The organism is Methylobacterium sp. WL19 (genome assembly GCF_008040005.1).
Classification (GTDB): domain Bacteria; phylum Pseudomonadota; class Alphaproteobacteria; order Rhizobiales; family Beijerinckiaceae; genus Methylobacterium; species Methylobacterium bullatum.
Genome location: NZ_VRVC01000001.1, coordinates 24,063 through 40,160 on the forward strand (window position 1 = coordinate 24,063; position 16,098 = coordinate 40,160).

Genomic DNA, 16,098 nt, shown 5'->3' on the forward strand with positions numbered 1-16,098 from the left:
CATCACCTCAGAGGGACGGGTCGCCACTACCCAGAACCTGGGTGATGCGCCCCGAGTCAAATGCCCATTCGTTGGTGCCACCGTCTTTAGCATTCACGTTGGGCGGCAGTTTTTTAAAGGCACAACCCTCGCAGGTGATTGACATGCCGACGGCCGGGTTTCGGACAGAAATAAGATTTCTTCCGTGGTTCGCAGAGCTGGCTGTCTGATAGTTGTACATGACTGTCAGACGCTGATTTAGCTCGCTCGTCTTCAGCAGCCTTAGCACCACCCGTCCAGAATTAGAGACGTGCAGCGAGTGCATCCAGCTCCCATCGGCGCCAGGAACCATGCTGCTCTTATCATCATTCATTTCAACCGTAATGCCCTCGTCGGCAACCCCGCCCTCCGAAAGCGATAGGTTGCCGCCAGGGCCGGTGATAGCGCAGAGAACATCCGCGAAGGAATACGTGCTCGCCATTGTTCAGGCCCGTCCTATCGGTTCACGTTGATGAGGATGTTCGCCTGGTGCACGGCGCCTGCGAGCTTCGCAGCGACCTGGATCGGAGGCGTGATGCGCTTTTCCCGATCAGCCTGCGACTGAAGAGCGACCGGAGGGCAGTAGACGTAGAAGCCCGAAGGGAGCGTATCGCCCTGTTTGAGCTGCCCGAACCCGGCGACGTTCCACTGGCCGGGAGCGACAAGACCGTTATTGACCGCACGAGCCAGGGTGGCTTCGATCGTGGTGACGATCTGGTGCATGCCGGCGTCGGTCTGCGGGATCTTAGTCGGGGACTGATAGAGCAGGTTGAACACGTCAGTTTGAACGGCGTTCACAAGCCAATCCGTTCCGTGGACCTCGTCGAAAAAGTAGCCGTTCGCCATCACGCCCTCTTGGAAGATGGCGGTGTCGTTGTTGTAGGCGACGAAGACGTTGCCGTTCTTCCCCTTGAGGGTCGCGGCCTGCGTCTCGGTGAGAAGCTCCGCAACGACGCCCGGCTCCTGCTTGAATTTCAGGGTGATGGTGGTGTTGTTGGCCTCGAAATTGACCGTGAAGGCGCGGCCGAAGGCGGAGGCGATCGCGTAGGGGCTCGACGACGAGTACTGCCAGATCGTGCGCTGGTAGCCGAAGTTTTCCAGCGAGCTCCCCAGATCCAAGGAGGTCGTCGGGTCGAGCACATCCGTCGAGGTGATGGTGATGCCGTACATCCGACGCATCGTCATGCCTTCGATCATCGCGGCGACGGCGAGATGATCCGAGTTTGCGGGCGGCGTCGTAGTGGCGACGGTGAGGCCGTACCAATCGCTGGAAACGTCGGCGAGAGTAGCGACGGCCTGGGCAAGGCTCTCGGCCGCAACGCCGTTGACGGGCACGGAGGCAAGCGCGCTCGTCAGCCCCATCGGAGCGGCGACGGTGCCCGTGGCGGCAGTGACGGTCGAGGTCGTGCCCGTGGTACCGCTGGTGACGGTGAAGCGGTTCTGTACCGAGTCCCACGTCACGGTGGCATTGGGAGTGCTGGCAGCGACCAGGGCAGCCTGAACGATCGAAGCGACCCCATTGAGGTTGGTCGCGGTGGAGAAGTTCAGGCCCGTGAGCGACTTCACTACGCCGTTGACGCTTAGGCTCAGTGTGCCCGTCGTGATGGCGGTGAAATTCGAGAGAAGCCGCTGGGTGGGGTTGAGTACCCCGCCGCGGATCAGGCCCGCCGTCGCACCTTGAGCCCACCGCCCGACGTAGAGCAGGTTCGGCTGCGGCGACTGCGAGAAGAACAGATCGGCCGCGAGATACTCCGGCGAGTTGACGCCGAAATCGGCCGTCACCCCGTCAAGGGTCGTGTAGAGCCGCAGACGCTCGGTCGTGTCAATCACCGCGCTTGAACCGAGGATCAGTAAAGATCCAAAATTTCTGTATCCAGCGGCTGTCGGCGATAAATTTAGTGTAACATTTACAACGTCGTTGACGCTTAGTCCCTTTGCCATTGCAGTATTCGCCAAACAAGGCGCCTCTAATTAGGTGAAACCTGAATTTGACGAAGCCTTAGCGCGGCGAGTTGCCCACCGGCGGCGGCCGATTTCAGCCCGTTCCTCCGGGCTCTTTGCTTGCAGTTTTTCCGAGATGCGCGCGCCAATGTCAGCCCGAGCCTCAGATGAAAGCCGTTCCCAATTTCGGCGAATGGTTTCACTGCGTTGTTCGGTTGTGGTCTGTGCGAGATAGGCTTCGTGGCCTTTGCGGCTTATCTCACTTCGTTTTTCGCCGGTTATGGCGGCGTTCATCGCGGCGACGGCTGAGGATCGTTGGGTGGAACTAAGTCCCGCATTAGCTCGACGGGCGGCTTCGGATCGCTCTGCTGCGGTGCGGTGAGCGTGTGCCAGTCGACCTCGTGCTGAGCGTTCCTCTACGGTTTCCGCTGCTCTCTGCGCCCTCGCTTTCGCAGCGATAGCCTCCCGCGCCTCTGGCGATCGGGACGCCCACATTCTTTTAGCGGCTTCGCTTCGGACCGTAGGGTCCATGGCAGCGTTCGCGCGGCGGGTTCGCTCCGATCTGCGTTGTCTATCTGCGTCTACGTCTAAGGCACGTCGTTTTGCGTGCGATGCAGCTGCTAGCCTGCCCAGGTCATCGGCTCCGTCGCCGCCCTTGGTTAGATTATAGCCGCCAGGGAAAAGTGACCCTTCCTCCGCAATCCGGAGAACTTCCCTGGCCTTCGCCTCCGCTTCATTGCCGTCAAAAATCTCAACGACCTCAAAGCTGAAATTCTCCGCGCCGTACTTTGCTATGGCGAGGTGGATCGCGTTCTGACGACCCTTCCGAGCGTCGTTTTTATGTCTCGCCCATCGTCGTCCTGGGTGGACCGCCCATCCAATGTATCGCTTGCCGTTAAGCAGGTTGGTGATGCGGTAAATATGAAGAGTTTTGGACATGCCCCATATTAACATGTCGCCGCTTGCAGCGGGATATATTATGGCTCAACCGGGGTAATAAATGGCTTTTCGTAGGCGGCAACGCCCGTGACAGAGCCGCCATCGCCATGGATGGTGCCGGCAGCCTGCAAGACATTCAGGATCGCGTAGGTACGGTCGACGCGACGACGGAAGCGGAAGGCCACGTCGTAGCGACGGCGCCAGTTTTGATTGAGAAGCTCGGGGGCCGAACGGATCGGATCGACGTCGATCAAACCCATGCCGTTGAAGAACATCTGCTCGCGGTTCTGCGAGACGTAGAGACCATCACGAAACATGGCCGCGTAGGAGCGCGCGGTTGGCCCGTAGAAGCTCGCGAGAGTTTCCAGCACCTCGTGTCGGGTCAGAACGCTAGAACCCTCTCCTGCGCCCTTGTGGGAGATCGCAGGGTTGCCGTCGGGGAGGATCGCGGTGACACCTACGGCGCACCAGTCCTCGTCGTGATTGGGTTGCCGAGGCTGGACGGGCTGCCAGCGCGGGCGGACCAAATCGTCGGGCAGGCCAGTCATCCCGACGACGACACCCTGCATCACCTCATCAAGGTCGATGTCGTAGGGAGGCGCTTCGGTGGTGGGCCGAAGGTAGCCGCCGGTTGAGCTGTCAGCCATTCGCGTAGGTCGCGTTCAGCGGGACCAACTGGCACTCGGCAGCGATGTAGCCCGCGCCATAGGACGACCAGTCGATGGGATTGACGACGGTGAAGTCGAGGCCATTCCACTGGACGACGTCGGCCTCCATCGTGTCGTTGCCGGAGGTCAGAGGGAAGCGGGTATAGATCGTCAGGGAGCCGCGGACGTACTGACCCTCAGGGGCACGGACGAGGCTGCCGCTGTCGTTCTGGATGACGACGCCAGCGAACGGCAGGGATTGCTCCGAGGCTTCACCGCGACCGTGCGCACCGACGGTGACGACAGAGCGCCGGACGGTAAGCGTGGTGTCCTGAAAATCGGGATCGTCGAGAACGTCCGAGACGTCGAGAAGGGGGCGGGGCATTATTGCTCGAAAGCTACTGACCCGACGCTGCCTTGAGGCGGATTGGCATTGAGACGGCGTGGGACCGAAGGTGACAGGCTGCTATCGCGGTTCACCCCTTCGACCACAGACACCTGAGGAGCACTGACCGCTTGACGAAGAAATTCTGGGAAGCTCGGATGCCAGAGGACATCAAGAACGACTTGCGCCTCAGCCCCCGACATTCGTCCCTGCTTCCGCAGGTCGTCAAGAAGCGTCGTTACACGTCCAGCGAGGGAAAGGTCTTCTATGATAACCATCACTTCTTCCCCTTCGGCCGCACGACGTAGGTCACAGAATTTCTCAACTGCCCGGTGTCGATCAAAGGCTTCGTGCCTGTCCGACCGCGGGCTCGGCGCATCGCCAGGGTCATCTCGGCGAGCGGAACGAAAGGTCCTTCCGTGATCTTGCCGCGTACAGCGTTCTGGCCGAGCAGCCCGACCGCGTGCATGGCCTGATCGACTATCTGTTTCCCGCCAGGACTGAGGATCGCCGCGTTCCCGGCCTTCTTGAGCCGTTCGACTAGGGCTGGAGCGGCTTCCGTGACGCCAGGGACCAGGAAGGGGCGGGCCGGCAGGTTCCGCTCCGGAGCGCCGGTCTCCATCAGATACCCGATGGCGGCATTCAAGAGAGGGGTGGGGTTTTCCGGATCGACCGCCCGCTCTGCGTTGCTGTCGGGCACCCCGATCAGCACCTCGTTGCGAGTGAGGCCGCGGACAGACCGCAGCATCTCAGCCACGCGGTCCTTCGTGATGGTGACGGTCATCAGCGGTAGGGGTAACCCTGAGCCGCGGTGATCGCGGCGGCTCGCCGTGACGGGCGATAGAATCCACCGGTCCCGAAGCTCCGAAGCAACGCATAGAGACGCTGTCCGTATGCGGTCGCGTTCCAGATCCCCGCGCCGGCCGTCATGACCAGGCTCGGGTCCATGGACTTCGAGACCTTATCGATCGACTTGGATGTCGTTGGGGCAAAAGCCCCTGCTCCGCCGCCGGCGGCGCCGAGAGTGCTCAGCGTCAAATTATGGGCAACGTAGAGCATGGTGGCGAGGTCGAGTTGAGCCGTCGCGATGGACTGCGGCAGCGACGCCTCGGCCTGGCCGATCCAGAACGTGACGGCGGCGTCAGGATACGCGGTGATATCGCTGAATTCCTTGAAGACAGCGGTGAAGCTGTCGCGCGTCACGGTCATGGGTGAAGTGCCTCAGGATGCCCGAGGACGGCCGACAGGTCGCTTGGATGCCTCAGCATCCGCATCCTTCTCGACCAGATCATGCCCCTTGGCGAACACAGCGCCGCTGGTGACGAGATCGCTGCCCTCGTTGGCCTTCAGCCACTTTCCCCAGAGATCCGACGGGACTTCGTTGAAGAAGACGTCGTCGTCGCCAGTCTGCAGCCCGCCGGGCGCTGTGACATGCTGGCCGGAGCCGGCCAGATCGATGCCGCCGATCTCGTTCATCTGAGGCTCGCCGAGAGCATTCTTGCCTGGCTCGAAGACACGAAGCCGAACGCCCTGCGGTAGGCGGCAGCCAACTTTCACGGTATCAGCCATTGGAGTGCTCCTACTTCGGCCTGTCGGCGCGCTCGATGCCGCGCACACGCTTGTTCGGCCCATCCGGGTCGATGCCTTCAAAGCCGCTGGGCGCGGCTTCATGGTCACGACCCCACGCCTTCACATCGTCATGACGCACATCGGCGTAGACGATATGATTCCGGACGAGATCGCTGGCCTTGTTCGCCTCGTACCAGTTGTCCCAGAGGTCTTTGGGCACATCGCGAGTGATGCGATAGCCGTTGACGAGAACCGGAGGCGGAGAGCCGAAACGATAGGCCACGCCTTTGACCACGACCTGTCGCCCGGTCTCACGGTGGACCGTGACATCGCGCGAGCCTCCGCCGAGAACGAGTTCCGTTTCGGCCTGCGGAGTGAACTCGCGCATGATGAAGCCACTCGGGAGCTTACAGGCCACCGAGACGACCTCACGGGCCTCGGTTACGGTGTTCATCGGTGCTACGCCCTGGCGCACCGGCTGGTTGGGCTGAGGGGCGCCCACGTCAGATGCCCGTCATGGACACGACGGCGTACGGCACGCGGATCACCGCGCCCCATGCTCCACCGGACCACTTCTTCTTGTAGGAGGACATCTCGGTGACGAGGTTGTGCTGGCGCATCTTCTCGGAGAAGGCGGCGAAGCCCGTATCCTGACCGTCAATGGTCTTGGCGATCAGCTGCATGAAGTTGCCGGCGGCAACGCCCTGCGGGTTGGCGGCCGACTGCTTGCCGTACTGGACGGCCGTCACGATGCGCAGCTTCGGAAACTCGGACATCAAGGCCTCGCGGACCTTGAGGTTGAACTGGTTGATGTAGCTAAGGGCAACGGCGCTGCCAGGCGAGAGCACCAGCACCAGTTCGTCGGTAGCCTCAACGAGACCCGCGGTCTGCGTGACAAGCTGGCTGAAGAGAGCCAGGAAGTCGTTGTAGACCTCGTTCGACGTCGCGTTCGGAGCTCCGCCGGTGGTCTGCCACGTGGTGCCGCCCGCTGCCTTGGTCGACGGGGTGAGCGTCGGGCCGAGCGCGGGATCGTTCATCAGACCGTAGTTCTGGATGCCCTGGATGCCGAACAGATAGATGGCGTTCTCGAACCGCCCCATCACGTTGGCGGCAGCGGCGTCCTTCTCAGCGACGAGATTGATGCCGGCGAGGCCCGCGCGTCCCAGCTCGCGCTCTCCGTACTCGGAGATCGTCTGGTACAGGTAGTTCTGACGCTGCGGCCAGTTCATGTTCACGCCGACCATGCCGTTGTTGGCATAATCGCCGTAGCTCGACACTTCGCCGGTGTGCTCGACGACGCCGAACGCGATGGTGTCCTGCAGCCAGTCACCCTTCTTCTGCTCGCCGAGGATTTCGGCGGCCTTGGTGGGGGTGAAGCGCACCGTGATCACGTTCGGATCGATCGTGGTGGTGAGCATGGCAGGGATGCCGGCGTTCGCCGCAGTCAGGCCGGGCGGAAGGCCATCCATCGCGACGGTGTAGTCGCGCTTCATGTCGGGCGTCGCGTAGGCATAGACGCCGTCAAGGACCATGCCGCGATCCGCGAGCATGTCCTTGTCGCTCTGAAACTGAGAGCGGGCTTCGAGTGCATTCATTGGTGTAATCTCCGTTCTAGCCGATCCGCATCAGCCGTTCGGCTGGGAGGAGATCTTGATGAGGGTGCCCACCGCTCCGGGGGACATGCAGATCCATTTCGTCTCGGTGAAGCCGGCGACGGTAGCGCCGGCAGCAGCGAAGGCGACGGAGCCGTCGGTGTTGCTCGCGAAAGCCTTCTGATTGATCGTGGCAGCAGCGGCGCCGCGGTTGATGACCCAGAAGCCGCCGGACTTGAACAGCGTGATCGCGAAGCCGGCCGGCACCAGATTGGTGGACTCGGACAGGAACACGGTGTTCAGGCCCTGCAACTCGCGATGCACAAAACCGGTGGGCGCGCCCGATCCGGCATTGGTCACGGTCGCGGGGGCGCCGTTGGCGTCGTTGGGCGCTGCCGCCCATGCGAAGCGACCGACCTGAACGCCGGCCGCGCCGACGACGAGGCCGCCAGAGCCGGCATTGACGGTCGAGCGAGGATTGGCATCGCAGAAATCGCCTTCAACGGCGGGCGCCGGGGCGTAAGAGACGGAAGCGGGGAAACCCATGGTCTATTCTCCTGTGCTGAGCGCCCGATTAGGCGGCGAAGCCGATGCGGGCAGCACCGGGGAAGCGGTCGTCGAAGGACTTGAGCGATGCAGCATCCTGAGCGATGCGGGTCGAAGAGGCGGGCTTGTCACCAGGCTTCGGGCAGCTCTCCAGGATGTCCATCAGGGCATCGGCGTGCTTGCCTGCGGCATTGCGGCCGAGCATCTTGAGCGAGGTACGAAGCACTTCTTCAGCGCTGTCGAAGGACATGGCGAGGTCGCCGACCCACGGACGGACCGTGCGGCGAGCATCCGAGATCGCGTTGAGATGTGCGGCGGTCTCGGACTGCGCCTTGGTCACCGCATCCGAGATAGCGGCATCCATTGCCGCCTTGGACACCATACCCTTGGTCGCGGTCCTGATCGCTGCGTCCATGGCCTTCTTGTCCTCGTCCTTCTTGGCGGCCTCGTCCTTCTCGTCGAGGGCCGCAGTAGCCGCGCCGCCGCAGATGCGATCAATCTCCTCGTCCGAGAGGCCCTTGGCCTTCAGCATGGCGCGAAGGGCGGTGTCATCGTCCTCGGTGACGTCGCTGCCTTCGACGGCGGCCTTGACGTCGGCTTCGGCCTCGGGCGGAAGGATCTCGGCCAGGGCCTCGATCACCTCGGCCACGTCCTCGATGTCGGCGTCCTGGGCGAGCTTGCCGCGGACAGCCTTCTGAACGCCGAGGACGATCAACGGGATCTGGCTCTTGAACTTCTTCGAGGTCAGGCCGGTGACGATCGGGCCGAGATCGACCTTCGCGTCCTGGGCCAGCTTCGTGCGGAGGTAGACGGCGAGAGCGCCCTGCGTCTGCGCAGCGGCACCCGACAGGGCGGTGCTTGCCATTTGTAAGTTCTCCATGGAATCGCCGACCACGACATCGGGTCCGGCTCGGCCCTTACGGACCAGGGCGACGTGGTTCGCGGCAAGGTTCCGCATCACACCGTCGTACCGGACACCGTCGTAGGTGCCGGCCGTCATGTCAGGCTCGTAGCGATACGCGCTCGACAGTTCCTTCTGTGACCCGTCCTCAATCAGACGGATCGCAGGGCCAGACCAGCACGCGAGGTCCGCGTAGAGGTAAGGCTCCTGAAAGACCGGGTTGCTGACCACGCCGACCGTACGGCTATGATCGTGCTCGTCCGCGCTGATCGGGTTGTGGTCGAACAGCAGCGGCTTGTTGTTGAAGCTTTCGGCGGCCTCCGCCAGTTCGGCGGGGTCTCGCAGAAGCGAATAGCGACGCTCGGCATTGAGCCCGAGGCTTTCCCAGTCGGGAATTTCTCGGCCCAGATACTCGTTCACGCATGCCTTGCTGATGGCCGTCCGCTTGACATGAAGATGGCCGTCCGCGTCGAAGACTCGAGCCGAGGCACGGTCGAAGGCGAGCGTGTCTTTCAGTCTGGGATCACTGCTTCTGGATAGCATCGGCAGTTCCAAATTCCCCCAGGCAAGGCGTGGTGGCCGGGGTCACACTCAGGCGGCGCATCCCACCGGAAGACCTTGCCATTGAGGCGCTTGTGGCTGTCTCGAACGTCGCCATCGCCAGCCGTGCGCCAGATAAATTCCGTGGACCCGACGTACTCGGCCCTTGCCTTGGTGAGCTCTGTGGCGGTGCGGCTGACTTCGGTCCTGGCGATCAGCGTCGCCCGGCTTTTGGTCACCTCACCCGTCGCCATGATGTCTCTGGCGATCTCGTCGGCGCGGCGGCCTTGCGAGATGCCCTCGACCGTGAGGCGATGGACGCGCTCCGCAGCATCGAGTGGGAGCGATTTGATCAGCGTGACTTGGCGCTCCATGGAGGCGCGCATGGCCTGCCCGGTCGGAGCCTCTTCGATCTCGCGATGCAGGGCGCGGCCCATAACCGTCGAAAGACGCCGCCATCCTAGCTTGTCGGCCGCGGCAACCTCAGCGACCATCCGGGCGCCGACAGACCGAGCCCAGGGGTCGAGCATGTCGGCGTACCGACGAAGGGCTGAACCGATGAAAACCGCACCCTGCGGTGTACTGAGATCGAAGCCCGTAACGATGTCGCCGATGTGTCTCGCGATCTTGCGAAGGCGAGCGCCGTAGGAGTTCTCCAGCTTCTTGGCACGCTTGAGCGCCGATTGTGGGGATGGCTCACGATCTCGACCAGAGCCGAAACCGCTTCGGGCCTCATCAAGGGCAAGAGCCCTACGATAGCGCGCCGAAGCGTCGAAGTGCTGGTCGAGGTTCACTCTGCCGCCTCTCGGCCCTCATCATTCCGATCGGGCTCTGGCGGCTCGCTCAGCAACTCTGTCGGGTCGGGCGCGATATCAAGGGAGAGATCCAGCCCTTGATAGGTGCCGTCCTTATCGGAACTAAGCCGCTTTCTCTCCTCCTCAGGAAGAATGATGCTGCTGTCGACGTAGGCTTGAGCCGTCTGCGCCTCGACGAGGCGGACATCTGCCTTCTCCTTGTCCGACATCTCCCACAACGGCTCGAACTCAAAGCCGATGCTCTCGTCTACATCGCCGAATTCAGAGAGCTGAACAATGCTCAGAAGCCGCTTCAGGTTGGGGCCAAACAGCAGCCGCTGGTAGGCATGGATGTAGTCGTAGAAGACCCGGATTTCGCCATCAGACGAGGCGTTTAGCCCCGATGGGGTGACGCCGAGGAGCTTGACCAGCGGGATGCCGCTGACGCTTGCCATCTGTTCCTGCGCTTGGGCTTGCAGCTTATCAAGCGTCCCAAGCGGAGTGGAGACGTTGAAGAATTCCTCATTGGCCATCAGCGCCATGAACCCGCGATTGTCACGCAGATTGTTGAACACTTCGATCCGGTTGAAGAGGTCTTCCATCTGCCCATTGGCGAGCGCGTCGACGATATCCATTCCCTTAACGCCGCTCACAGAGAACGATGCGATCAGGTCTGAAACGCTCTCTCGGGTCTTCAGCCAGTTGTCGACGTAGGGCTTGGCCATTTGCGTCATCGCAAGGCCGCCGAAAGCGTAGGCCGGCTTTAAGACATCCGGCACCGAACGGCCGACAAAGGTGAACAGGCGCGAGGTATGCACCTGCTTGCCCATCACGTTCCAATTGTTGGGGCGATAGAAATCCGGGGCGAGCGGGTCCATCGAATTGAAGCTGATGGGATTGGCGGCCACCCAGTATGGCTCAACAGTCACCAGGCGCTGAAGGCTTCCCTTCGGCACCTTGACGCGGGACGTCTCATCTCGACCGTCACCAATCGAAGCGGCCCGTTCGTTGGGCTGATCATCCCCTTTGAGCGAAATGAATATGTGGGCGCGGCCGAAGAACCCGTCCTGCTCAGCCGCGCGTCGAAATGCGTCGCGGATGTTGAGCCGATCAAACGCCTCTTCGATCGCCCTGATGCGCTTCGACTTATCGTCGTCTCCCTGAGAGGTGATCCTGATCCATTTCCGCGTCATCTCGGTCGCGATAACCTCGACGATCTTGCGGTATTCGGCCCTCTGAGACAGCGCGGCCAAGTAGGGGTACCCGAGGAAGGCAACGCCCTCCGACAGAGCGTAATCAGCGTAGCCGGCCGAAGCCCAATTGGAGACCTCGGCTATCGCACCGTCCTGAGCGATTTGCCCGGAGCCTTCGCCTAAGACGCTGGATGGGAACAGGCCATTCAGCCGCTCGGCTGCATATGGGTCAATGCCCTCCTCGCGAGGCTTCTGGCGCGACTGATGCACCGACATCGGGTGTATCTTCGCCTTACTAGGCGAGGATTGCTTAGCATTGGGCGCGAGGCGGCGCTGGCGCGAGGTTGCCATCAGAACCGGGCACGTCGAGGGCTTGATGCCATGGACTGAGCGACGGCCTGTGAACTGACGCGAAGCGGCCGAGCGACCTCCCCCAACATCAGGTGTGAAAGAGCCCACACCATCGCATCAAGCCGATCCGGCGATCCTTCGCCGAGGTATCCATCTCCCGCCATCTGGCACATCTGATCCTCCAGATCGGTCATGCCAGCGACATGCGAAACACGCCCCTGCTCGTACAGGGCGGCGACCGGTTCGGCTCGAATAGCCTTGCCGCGGGAAGCCACGACCTCTTCGTACGGAACGTAAGGGTCGGCGGTTCGAACTACGTGCTCGACCATCGCGCCGCCGAAGTTGCGCTCTGCGATGATCATATTGGCTTTGAATTCGTGATAGGCCTCGACCGCGCGCCGGCCCCATCCATTCGGTGACAGCTTGCAGGTTCGGTCGGCAAGCACATAGGCCCTGCCATCCACGCCCTTACCTGCTACGACAATCCCGATGCTGTCTCCGCTGTCGGCATCGCCCTTCGTTCCGGAAGGATCTATCGACACAACGATCTGCTTCATGGCGGGCAGAGCAACGGGCTTAAGCGCCTCGTCGATCATGGCCCGAGTCCACAAGGCCCCAGGTACATCGTCGAGGATCTCGGCTTCAAGTTCCTGCCTGCCCAGCCGCGTGCCTGCGTATCGCGCCTGAAGCTGCTCTAGAGCGCTCGGAGCGAGGTTGGCTGCATTGTCTAGCGTCCGACCCTTCGTAAGGCGCGTACGGGCATCCAGCGCCAATCTGCGAACGAGCGGCGTCGGCTTCGGCGTCGTGGTGACGACCACCTGAGGGTGCTCGCCGAGCCTGAGCCCGAAAAGCATTTGGTCCCAAGTATCGGGCTTCGTCCATGCCGCGAGTTCGTCGCACCAGGCTCGGTGATGCTGCGGCCCGCGAAGACGATCCGGCTCGTCCGCTGAGAAGAGCTTGTAGCGCGACCCGTTCGTGAGGATCAGTTCGCCGAGGGAGCGGTTCCATGTATCGACGGCTTCACGAGGAAGAACCCCAAGAATGCCACTTTCGCCCTCAATGCAGGTGTCTCTCGCGTCGGCGTAGGTAGGGCCGATGACAGCGATCCGGACGCCAGGCTTGCTGGCCCCGTACCAAGCAACGTCTTCGGCACCCGTCCGGGTTTTCCCCCAGCCACGGCCCGCAAGGATCAGCCACGTCGACCAGTCTAGTCCTTCCGGCGTAATCTGAGCCGGACGAGCCCGGTCTATCCAGCGAGATCTAGCTGCCAGAGCCGCCTGACTTGAGGCGGGCAGCAGCTTCCAACGCTCCGACAAGATCTCCGAAGGCTGCATCAGCACCAATCTCGACCTTGCCGTCGTGCTCAACCACCTGCTTATCGCGCCACTTATCGGGGCGGCGGTTCTTCAACCAGTTCAGAGCGGCACCGGCATCCGGGGGCACATGCTCACGAGTCTCTGCGCGAATGATCTGTCCCTGGTGTTGGAAGACCTTCTCACTCTCGAAGGTGTATCCGACTGCCCGATTGTAGAAGGCGCGCTCAACCCGGTCGTCAGCGCTATCCTTCCCCGCGGTGACTGCCTCCGAAAATTCCGGATGCACATTCCGCCAAAGGTAAAACGTCGAGGAACTTACGCTGAAGAAATCTGCGAGTTCGATGTCCGTCGCCCCAAGGGAGCACAGCTTGCGAGCCTGTTCGGCGAACTCAGCCTTGTAGGCAGTGGGGCGGCCTACTGGATTGTCGTGGGCCTCGTCGCTGTCTGCCATTCCAGCCCTCAGGCGTCCGCCTTGCCCGAACCCTTCCGCGAAGCAGCGGCTGCAACTTCGGGATCGGTGCTGTCGGTGACAGGGGCCACCGACTCATTCGGAACGAACCCCGGCAGCCCTGCAACGTGAAGAGCCATGTCGCGGTGCGACTTCGCCGTATCCGCATACCCGATGACGACAGCACGAAGGTGGTCGATACGCTCGTCGAAGGCAGCCTTGCCACCATGCTCATGAGCGGAGACGACAGCGTCGATCGCCTCGTTGACGAGAAGTCCGCCGGTCTCAAGGGAAGCGCCCATCGACTGAAGGGCATTGCGCATGGCGATGGTTGTCATGTCGTTGCCTTTGATATCGTTAGCGAACAGGATTGGCGGCTGAGAGGAGCCAAATTCAAATGCCTGCGAAGCCCGTCCATGCCCGAGAAGTCATCGTTCGGCGCGGCTACTCGGCCGATACGCCTGAGGAGCGAATGACCAACGTCGAAATTCTCGACATCGTGGATAGGTGCCTGAGAGTACGTGAGGCAGGAGCATCGCGAGCGAAACGATTTGAAGTCGGCTTCGTCAAGAAAATCATCACACCCGGCGGGACGTTCATCGCCGGAAGGTATGATACATGGGACAAGCAGGCTTCAGAGATTGAGGCTTTCCTGACTCTGCTGCGAGGCTAGCTGGCTCTCTACCGCCTCAGCGGCGAATTGGGGGATGGGCGGGACGATGCGGGCGGAAAAACAAAAGGGCCAGCCCCTGCGGACCAGCCCTGAGGACGCAAAGCGCCCGATAACGACGTGACCATGGAATTTTTTGAACGCCGTGTCAACGCCCTACTTCCACACTTTGTGAAGGGCGTTCAGCCCAACCCGCAGCGATCCAAGCTCCGCGTCGTTCCTCGGGTTCTTGAGCATCACGCCGATGGCGACGAGAGCGCCGGCACACGCGGCCCATTCGCCAGTGTCGGCGAGCGCGGTCTGAGCCTCGTGCCACTGCGCCTTGATCTTGTCGGCTTCCTCGAATGTCATCTCCCGGCCAGTGGACTTGCCGCCCGGCGCGTCGCTGATGGCCTGGCACGGGAACTTCGGCGCGACGCCGACCACCTGATGGGCATATCGCTCGTAGAGCTCGATGTAGCGGTGGCTGGTGTTGAACTGGTCGATGGTCAGTGTGCCTTCGAGGTAGAGGCGCCCGATCGGGTAGCCCGCTCGCGGATCGCGCATGCCGAGCTTCGGGTCCAGGCGTGAGGACTTAAATGGCCTCCGATGAGGCTGGCTTAGCGCGACGCTCAGTGCTTCGGTCTCAGACATGTCGTCCTTTGCCTTCCTGGCCTCCACACGGGCCGCCGAGGTGGTTGGGCGCTGCTTCCTGCCATTGGCCTCGCGACGGGGCGCTGCGAGGCTCCGGAAGCGTTCGATCTGCTCGGGTGTTCTGGCGAAGGCCATCGGGCGTCTCCGGGTGTCGGGAAGGGGTTAGTTGAAAGTCTCAATGCTGAAGCCGGATTGGGGAGACCAGACGCTGATGGGTTGGCGGAGGCAGAGATACCGCCGCGCTAGATTGCGCTGATCGGCATCCACCACACCGGCCATGTCGTTCCTGCGCATCCGCCAGCCGTGCTCGTAGGCGACGCCTTCCATCTCCAAGACGGCACTCATGTCTCCAGCCTCGCGGTATCCGCGAACCATGTCGGCCTCTTCCTCGGAGGAGGCGTTGAGAGGATCGAAGTGCGGGGCGTTGCTCATCGCGCCGCCGGAGGGTTGCCGAGGGCGGCGTCGATGCCAGCGGCCCACATGGCATCAGCGTTCGTGATGTACGCGCCGCGCTCTTCGGGGCGGACTTCAATCCGCACCTTATCGTGAAGCTCGCCGAGGAGGGCCTCATTCGGCTCGCGCATCGCGGCGATGGCGGCGCGGGCAGCCGGAACGTAGAATGTCCAAAGCGCAGCGCTAGCGCTGGAGAAGCCCAGGACTTGGTCGGGATGGCCGCCATAATCGAGAACCAGCGCCCTCGCCACGCGCTCAATCATCTCCGGTACGTCTCCCACGGCCCCCTCCTCTGTTTCGGTTCTGGCGAAGCTGGCTGCTTTGTCGGTAAGGGTCATGCCTTCGACCTCCACATGTTCAGGCAGAGCACGGCGAGCACGAACCACCATCCGCTCGCGCCGAGGACGAACACGGCATAGCCAGTGCCGCCGAGGATCAGGATATTCTCGACGGTCATGACGAGGGCCGTGAAAGCTGATGGCCAGTTCATCGCGCGTCCCTCTCTGCGGTCGGGGACTGACGGGGAGAGGTCAGTGGAGCACGCATTCGGCAGCCTCCATGCCCAGGGCCTCGGCGACGATCTCGGTGATGTCATGCGCCAGTTCGAGGATGACCGGGGCGTCTGGCTCGTCGTCCAGTAAGCGGGCGACCATCGTGAGGACCGCGGAGGCATCCATCGCCTCTTGGACGGTCAAGAGCAGGGTTTCGGCATCCGCCTCCACGAGAACCATCGGCTGGCCGTCACCAGCCTCGACAACGGACAGGATCACATCCTCGTCGTGGTCGAACGGATGCATGAACAGGTGGATGAAAGCCTCGTAGGCTTCCCGGCCCTTGGTCGCGTCATCGAGTTCGGATTGATCCATCGCGCCGGCCCGCTCAGGTGATGAGGGGTTATACCATCGCGATCGGGCTGGTTGCTGACTCCGGACTTCGCCATCCGCAGGTTATTGCTTGGGGAGGTTTTGTAGGTTTTGTCGGTCAAGGGTATGCATACTGATAAAAAGAGAGAAAATTCATATACCGCCCCGAAGAAACCGACAAAACTATATAATTAAGAAAAAATATCTTTTTTCTATATATATAACAATGAGTTAGAGGGCGGAGGTTTTGTCGGAAAACGCACCCGAAAGAACCCCCCTGAAACCCGCCATAACCCCCT

The 16,098-nt window shown here is 62.0% G+C and carries 22 protein-coding genes; 1 reads left to right on the forward strand and 21 read right to left on the reverse strand.

The features are described 5' to 3' along the window. Window positions 1–7 precede the first annotated feature (7 nt). From FV220_RS00160 to FV220_RS00240, 16 genes are all read right to left on the reverse strand, one after another. The gene (locus FV220_RS00160; RefSeq protein WP_147828880.1) at window positions 8–460 is read right to left on the reverse strand and encodes a phage protein; all 453 of its coding nucleotides are present in this window, start codon (window positions 458–460) and stop codon (window positions 8–10) included. A 14-nt stretch (window positions 461–474) separates the two neighbouring features. Then, entirely contained in the window at window positions 475–1,959 is a 1,485-nt protein-coding gene (locus FV220_RS00165) for a DUF3383 domain-containing protein (RefSeq protein WP_147829042.1), read from the reverse strand. Window positions 1,960–2,936: 977 nt separating this feature from the next. Further along, entirely contained in the window at window positions 2,937–3,545 is a 609-nt protein-coding gene (locus tag FV220_RS00175) for a hypothetical protein (RefSeq protein ID WP_187273276.1), read from the reverse strand. Beyond that, window positions 3,538–3,930: a hypothetical protein gene (locus FV220_RS00180; RefSeq protein ID WP_147828884.1), complete on the reverse strand. Its 393-nt coding sequence runs from the start codon at window positions 3,928–3,930 to the stop codon at window positions 3,538–3,540. The genes FV220_RS00175 and FV220_RS00180 overlap by 8 nt, the downstream gene beginning before the upstream one ends. Before the next feature lie 277 nt (window positions 3,931–4,207). Beyond that, window positions 4,208–4,714 carry a hypothetical protein gene (locus FV220_RS00185; RefSeq protein WP_147828886.1) on the reverse strand — a complete coding sequence of 169 codons (507 nt, stop codon included), beginning with the start codon at window positions 4,712–4,714 and terminating at the stop codon, window positions 4,208–4,210. Further along, the gene (locus FV220_RS00190) at window positions 4,714–5,139 is read right to left on the reverse strand and encodes a DUF4054 domain-containing protein (protein WP_147828888.1); all 426 of its coding nucleotides are present in this window, start codon (window positions 5,137–5,139) and stop codon (window positions 4,714–4,716) included. The genes FV220_RS00185 and FV220_RS00190 overlap by 1 nt, the downstream gene beginning before the upstream one ends. Window positions 5,140–5,151: 12 nt before the next feature. Further along, window positions 5,152–5,406, reverse strand: coding sequence for a hypothetical protein (locus FV220_RS00195; RefSeq protein ID WP_147828890.1), 255 nt, complete (start codon window positions 5,404–5,406; stop codon window positions 5,152–5,154). Window positions 5,407–5,509: 103 nt separating this feature from the next. Continuing rightward, window positions 5,510–5,953, reverse strand: a complete 444-nt coding sequence (locus tag FV220_RS00200) for a hypothetical protein (RefSeq protein ID WP_147828892.1) — start codon at window positions 5,951–5,953, stop codon at window positions 5,510–5,512. 49 nt (window positions 5,954–6,002) lie between these two features. Continuing rightward, window positions 6,003–7,049: a major capsid family protein gene (locus FV220_RS00205; protein ID WP_210245926.1), complete on the reverse strand. Its 1,047-nt coding sequence runs from the start codon at window positions 7,047–7,049 to the stop codon at window positions 6,003–6,005. Window positions 7,050–7,124: 75 nt separating this feature from the next. Next, window positions 7,125–7,637: a hypothetical protein gene (locus FV220_RS00210; protein ID WP_147828896.1), complete on the reverse strand. Its 513-nt coding sequence runs from the start codon at window positions 7,635–7,637 to the stop codon at window positions 7,125–7,127. 28 nt (window positions 7,638–7,665) lie between these two features. Then, window positions 7,666–9,081: a DUF2213 domain-containing protein gene (locus FV220_RS00215; RefSeq protein ID WP_147828898.1), complete on the reverse strand. Its 1,416-nt coding sequence runs from the start codon at window positions 9,079–9,081 to the stop codon at window positions 7,666–7,668. Next, complete coding sequence (locus FV220_RS00220) at window positions 9,051–9,872, reverse strand: phage minor head protein (protein ID WP_210245927.1); 822 nt, start codon at window positions 9,870–9,872, stop codon at window positions 9,051–9,053. The genes FV220_RS00215 and FV220_RS00220 overlap by 31 nt, the downstream gene beginning before the upstream one ends. Further along, a complete protein-coding gene (locus FV220_RS00225) occupies window positions 9,869–11,341 on the reverse strand; it encodes a DUF1073 domain-containing protein (RefSeq protein ID WP_187273277.1) in 1,473 nt (490 codons plus the stop codon). Before FV220_RS00225 ends, FV220_RS00220 begins: the two co-directional genes overlap by 4 nt. A gap of 74 nt (window positions 11,342–11,415) precedes the next feature. Beyond that, window positions 11,416–12,750 (reverse strand): terminase family protein, encoded by a 1,335-nt coding sequence (locus FV220_RS00230; RefSeq protein WP_147828902.1) that lies wholly within the window; start codon window positions 12,748–12,750, stop codon window positions 11,416–11,418. Next, window positions 12,677–13,183, reverse strand: coding sequence for a helix-turn-helix domain-containing protein (locus FV220_RS00235; RefSeq protein WP_187273278.1), 507 nt, complete (start codon window positions 13,181–13,183; stop codon window positions 12,677–12,679). Before FV220_RS00235 ends, FV220_RS00230 begins: the two co-directional genes overlap by 74 nt. Before the next feature lie 8 nt (window positions 13,184–13,191). Next, window positions 13,192–13,518: a hypothetical protein gene (locus FV220_RS00240; RefSeq protein ID WP_147828904.1), complete on the reverse strand. Its 327-nt coding sequence runs from the start codon at window positions 13,516–13,518 to the stop codon at window positions 13,192–13,194. A 59-nt stretch (window positions 13,519–13,577) separates the two neighbouring features. On the opposite strand from FV220_RS00240, the gene FV220_RS00245 reads away from it, so the two are divergent. Beyond that, on the forward strand, window positions 13,578–13,853 hold the full coding sequence (locus FV220_RS00245; RefSeq protein ID WP_147828906.1) for a hypothetical protein: 276 nt from the start codon (window positions 13,578–13,580) through the stop codon (window positions 13,851–13,853). Window positions 13,854–14,006: 153 nt separating this feature from the next. On the opposite strand, the gene FV220_RS00250 is transcribed toward FV220_RS00245, so the two are convergent. Genes FV220_RS00250 through FV220_RS00265 form a run of 5 tightly spaced genes read right to left on the reverse strand, consistent with a single transcriptional unit; the run spans window position 14,007 to window position 15,802 of the window. Continuing rightward, a complete protein-coding gene (locus tag FV220_RS00250) occupies window positions 14,007–14,618 on the reverse strand; it encodes a hypothetical protein (RefSeq protein ID WP_147828908.1) in 612 nt (203 codons plus the stop codon). Between the two features lie 27 nt (window positions 14,619–14,645). Beyond that, entirely contained in the window at window positions 14,646–14,915 is a 270-nt protein-coding gene (locus FV220_RS00255; protein WP_147828910.1) for a hypothetical protein, read from the reverse strand. Further along, window positions 14,912–15,274 (reverse strand): hypothetical protein, encoded by a 363-nt coding sequence (locus FV220_RS00260; RefSeq protein WP_147828912.1) that lies wholly within the window; start codon window positions 15,272–15,274, stop codon window positions 14,912–14,914. The genes FV220_RS00255 and FV220_RS00260 overlap by 4 nt, the downstream gene beginning before the upstream one ends. Further along, a complete protein-coding gene (locus tag FV220_RS25290) occupies window positions 15,271–15,426 on the reverse strand; it encodes a hypothetical protein (RefSeq protein ID WP_187273279.1) in 156 nt (51 codons plus the stop codon). Before FV220_RS25290 ends, FV220_RS00260 begins: the two co-directional genes overlap by 4 nt. Before the next feature lie 40 nt (window positions 15,427–15,466). Continuing rightward, entirely contained in the window at window positions 15,467–15,802 is a 336-nt protein-coding gene (locus FV220_RS00265) for a hypothetical protein (protein ID WP_147828914.1), read from the reverse strand. Window positions 15,803–16,098 lie beyond the last annotated feature (296 nt).

Coding starts and splice junctions, on each gene's coding strand:
- FV220_RS00160 (WP_147828880.1), bottom strand. CDS start 460: ATGGCGAGCACGTATTCCTTCGCGGATGTTCTCTGCGCTATCACCGGC.
- FV220_RS00190 (WP_147828888.1), bottom strand. CDS start 5,139: ATGACCGTGACGCGCGACAGCTTCACCGCTGTCTTCAAGGAATTCAGC.
- FV220_RS00205 (WP_210245926.1), bottom strand. CDS start 7,049: ATGCTCGCGGATCGCGGCATGGTCCTTGACGGCGTCTATGCCTACGCG.
- FV220_RS00195 (WP_147828890.1), bottom strand. CDS start 5,406: ATGAACGAGATCGGCGGCATCGATCTGGCCGGCTCCGGCCAGCATGTC.
- FV220_RS00255 (WP_147828910.1), bottom strand. CDS start 14,915: ATGAGCAACGCCCCGCACTTCGATCCTCTCAACGCCTCCTCCGAGGAA.
- FV220_RS00200 (WP_147828892.1), bottom strand. CDS start 5,953: ATGAACACCGTAACCGAGGCCCGTGAGGTCGTCTCGGTGGCCTGTAAG.
- FV220_RS00180 (WP_147828884.1), bottom strand. CDS start 3,930: ATGCCCCGCCCCCTTCTCGACGTCTCGGACGTTCTCGACGATCCCGAT.
- FV220_RS00260 (WP_147828912.1), bottom strand. CDS start 15,274: ATGACCCTTACCGACAAAGCAGCCAGCTTCGCCAGAACCGAAACAGAG.
- FV220_RS00175 (WP_187273276.1), bottom strand. CDS start 3,545: ATGGCTGACAGCTCAACCGGCGGCTACCTTCGGCCCACCACCGAAGCG.
- FV220_RS00240 (WP_147828904.1), bottom strand. CDS start 13,518: ATGACAACCATCGCCATGCGCAATGCCCTTCAGTCGATGGGCGCTTCC.
- FV220_RS00265 (WP_147828914.1), bottom strand. CDS start 15,802: ATGGATCAATCCGAACTCGATGACGCGACCAAGGGCCGGGAAGCCTAC.
- FV220_RS00165 (WP_147829042.1), bottom strand. CDS start 1,959: ATGGCAAAGGGACTAAGCGTCAACGACGTTGTAAATGTTACACTAAAT.
- FV220_RS00245 (WP_147828906.1), top strand. CDS start 13,578: ATGCCTGCGAAGCCCGTCCATGCCCGAGAAGTCATCGTTCGGCGCGGC.
- FV220_RS00250 (WP_147828908.1), bottom strand. CDS start 14,618: ATGGCCTTCGCCAGAACACCCGAGCAGATCGAACGCTTCCGGAGCCTC.
- FV220_RS00225 (WP_187273277.1), bottom strand. CDS start 11,341: ATGTCGGTGCATCAGTCGCGCCAGAAGCCTCGCGAGGAGGGCATTGAC.
- FV220_RS00215 (WP_147828898.1), bottom strand. CDS start 9,081: ATGCTATCCAGAAGCAGTGATCCCAGACTGAAAGACACGCTCGCCTTC.
- FV220_RS00230 (WP_147828902.1), bottom strand. CDS start 12,750: ATGCAGCCTTCGGAGATCTTGTCGGAGCGTTGGAAGCTGCTGCCCGCC.
- FV220_RS00185 (WP_147828886.1), bottom strand. CDS start 4,714: ATGACCGTCACCATCACGAAGGACCGCGTGGCTGAGATGCTGCGGTCT.
- FV220_RS25290 (WP_187273279.1), bottom strand. CDS start 15,426: ATGAACTGGCCATCAGCTTTCACGGCCCTCGTCATGACCGTCGAGAAT.
- FV220_RS00235 (WP_187273278.1), bottom strand. CDS start 13,183: ATGGCAGACAGCGACGAGGCCCACGACAATCCAGTAGGCCGCCCCACT.
- FV220_RS00210 (WP_147828896.1), bottom strand. CDS start 7,637: ATGGGTTTCCCCGCTTCCGTCTCTTACGCCCCGGCGCCCGCCGTTGAA.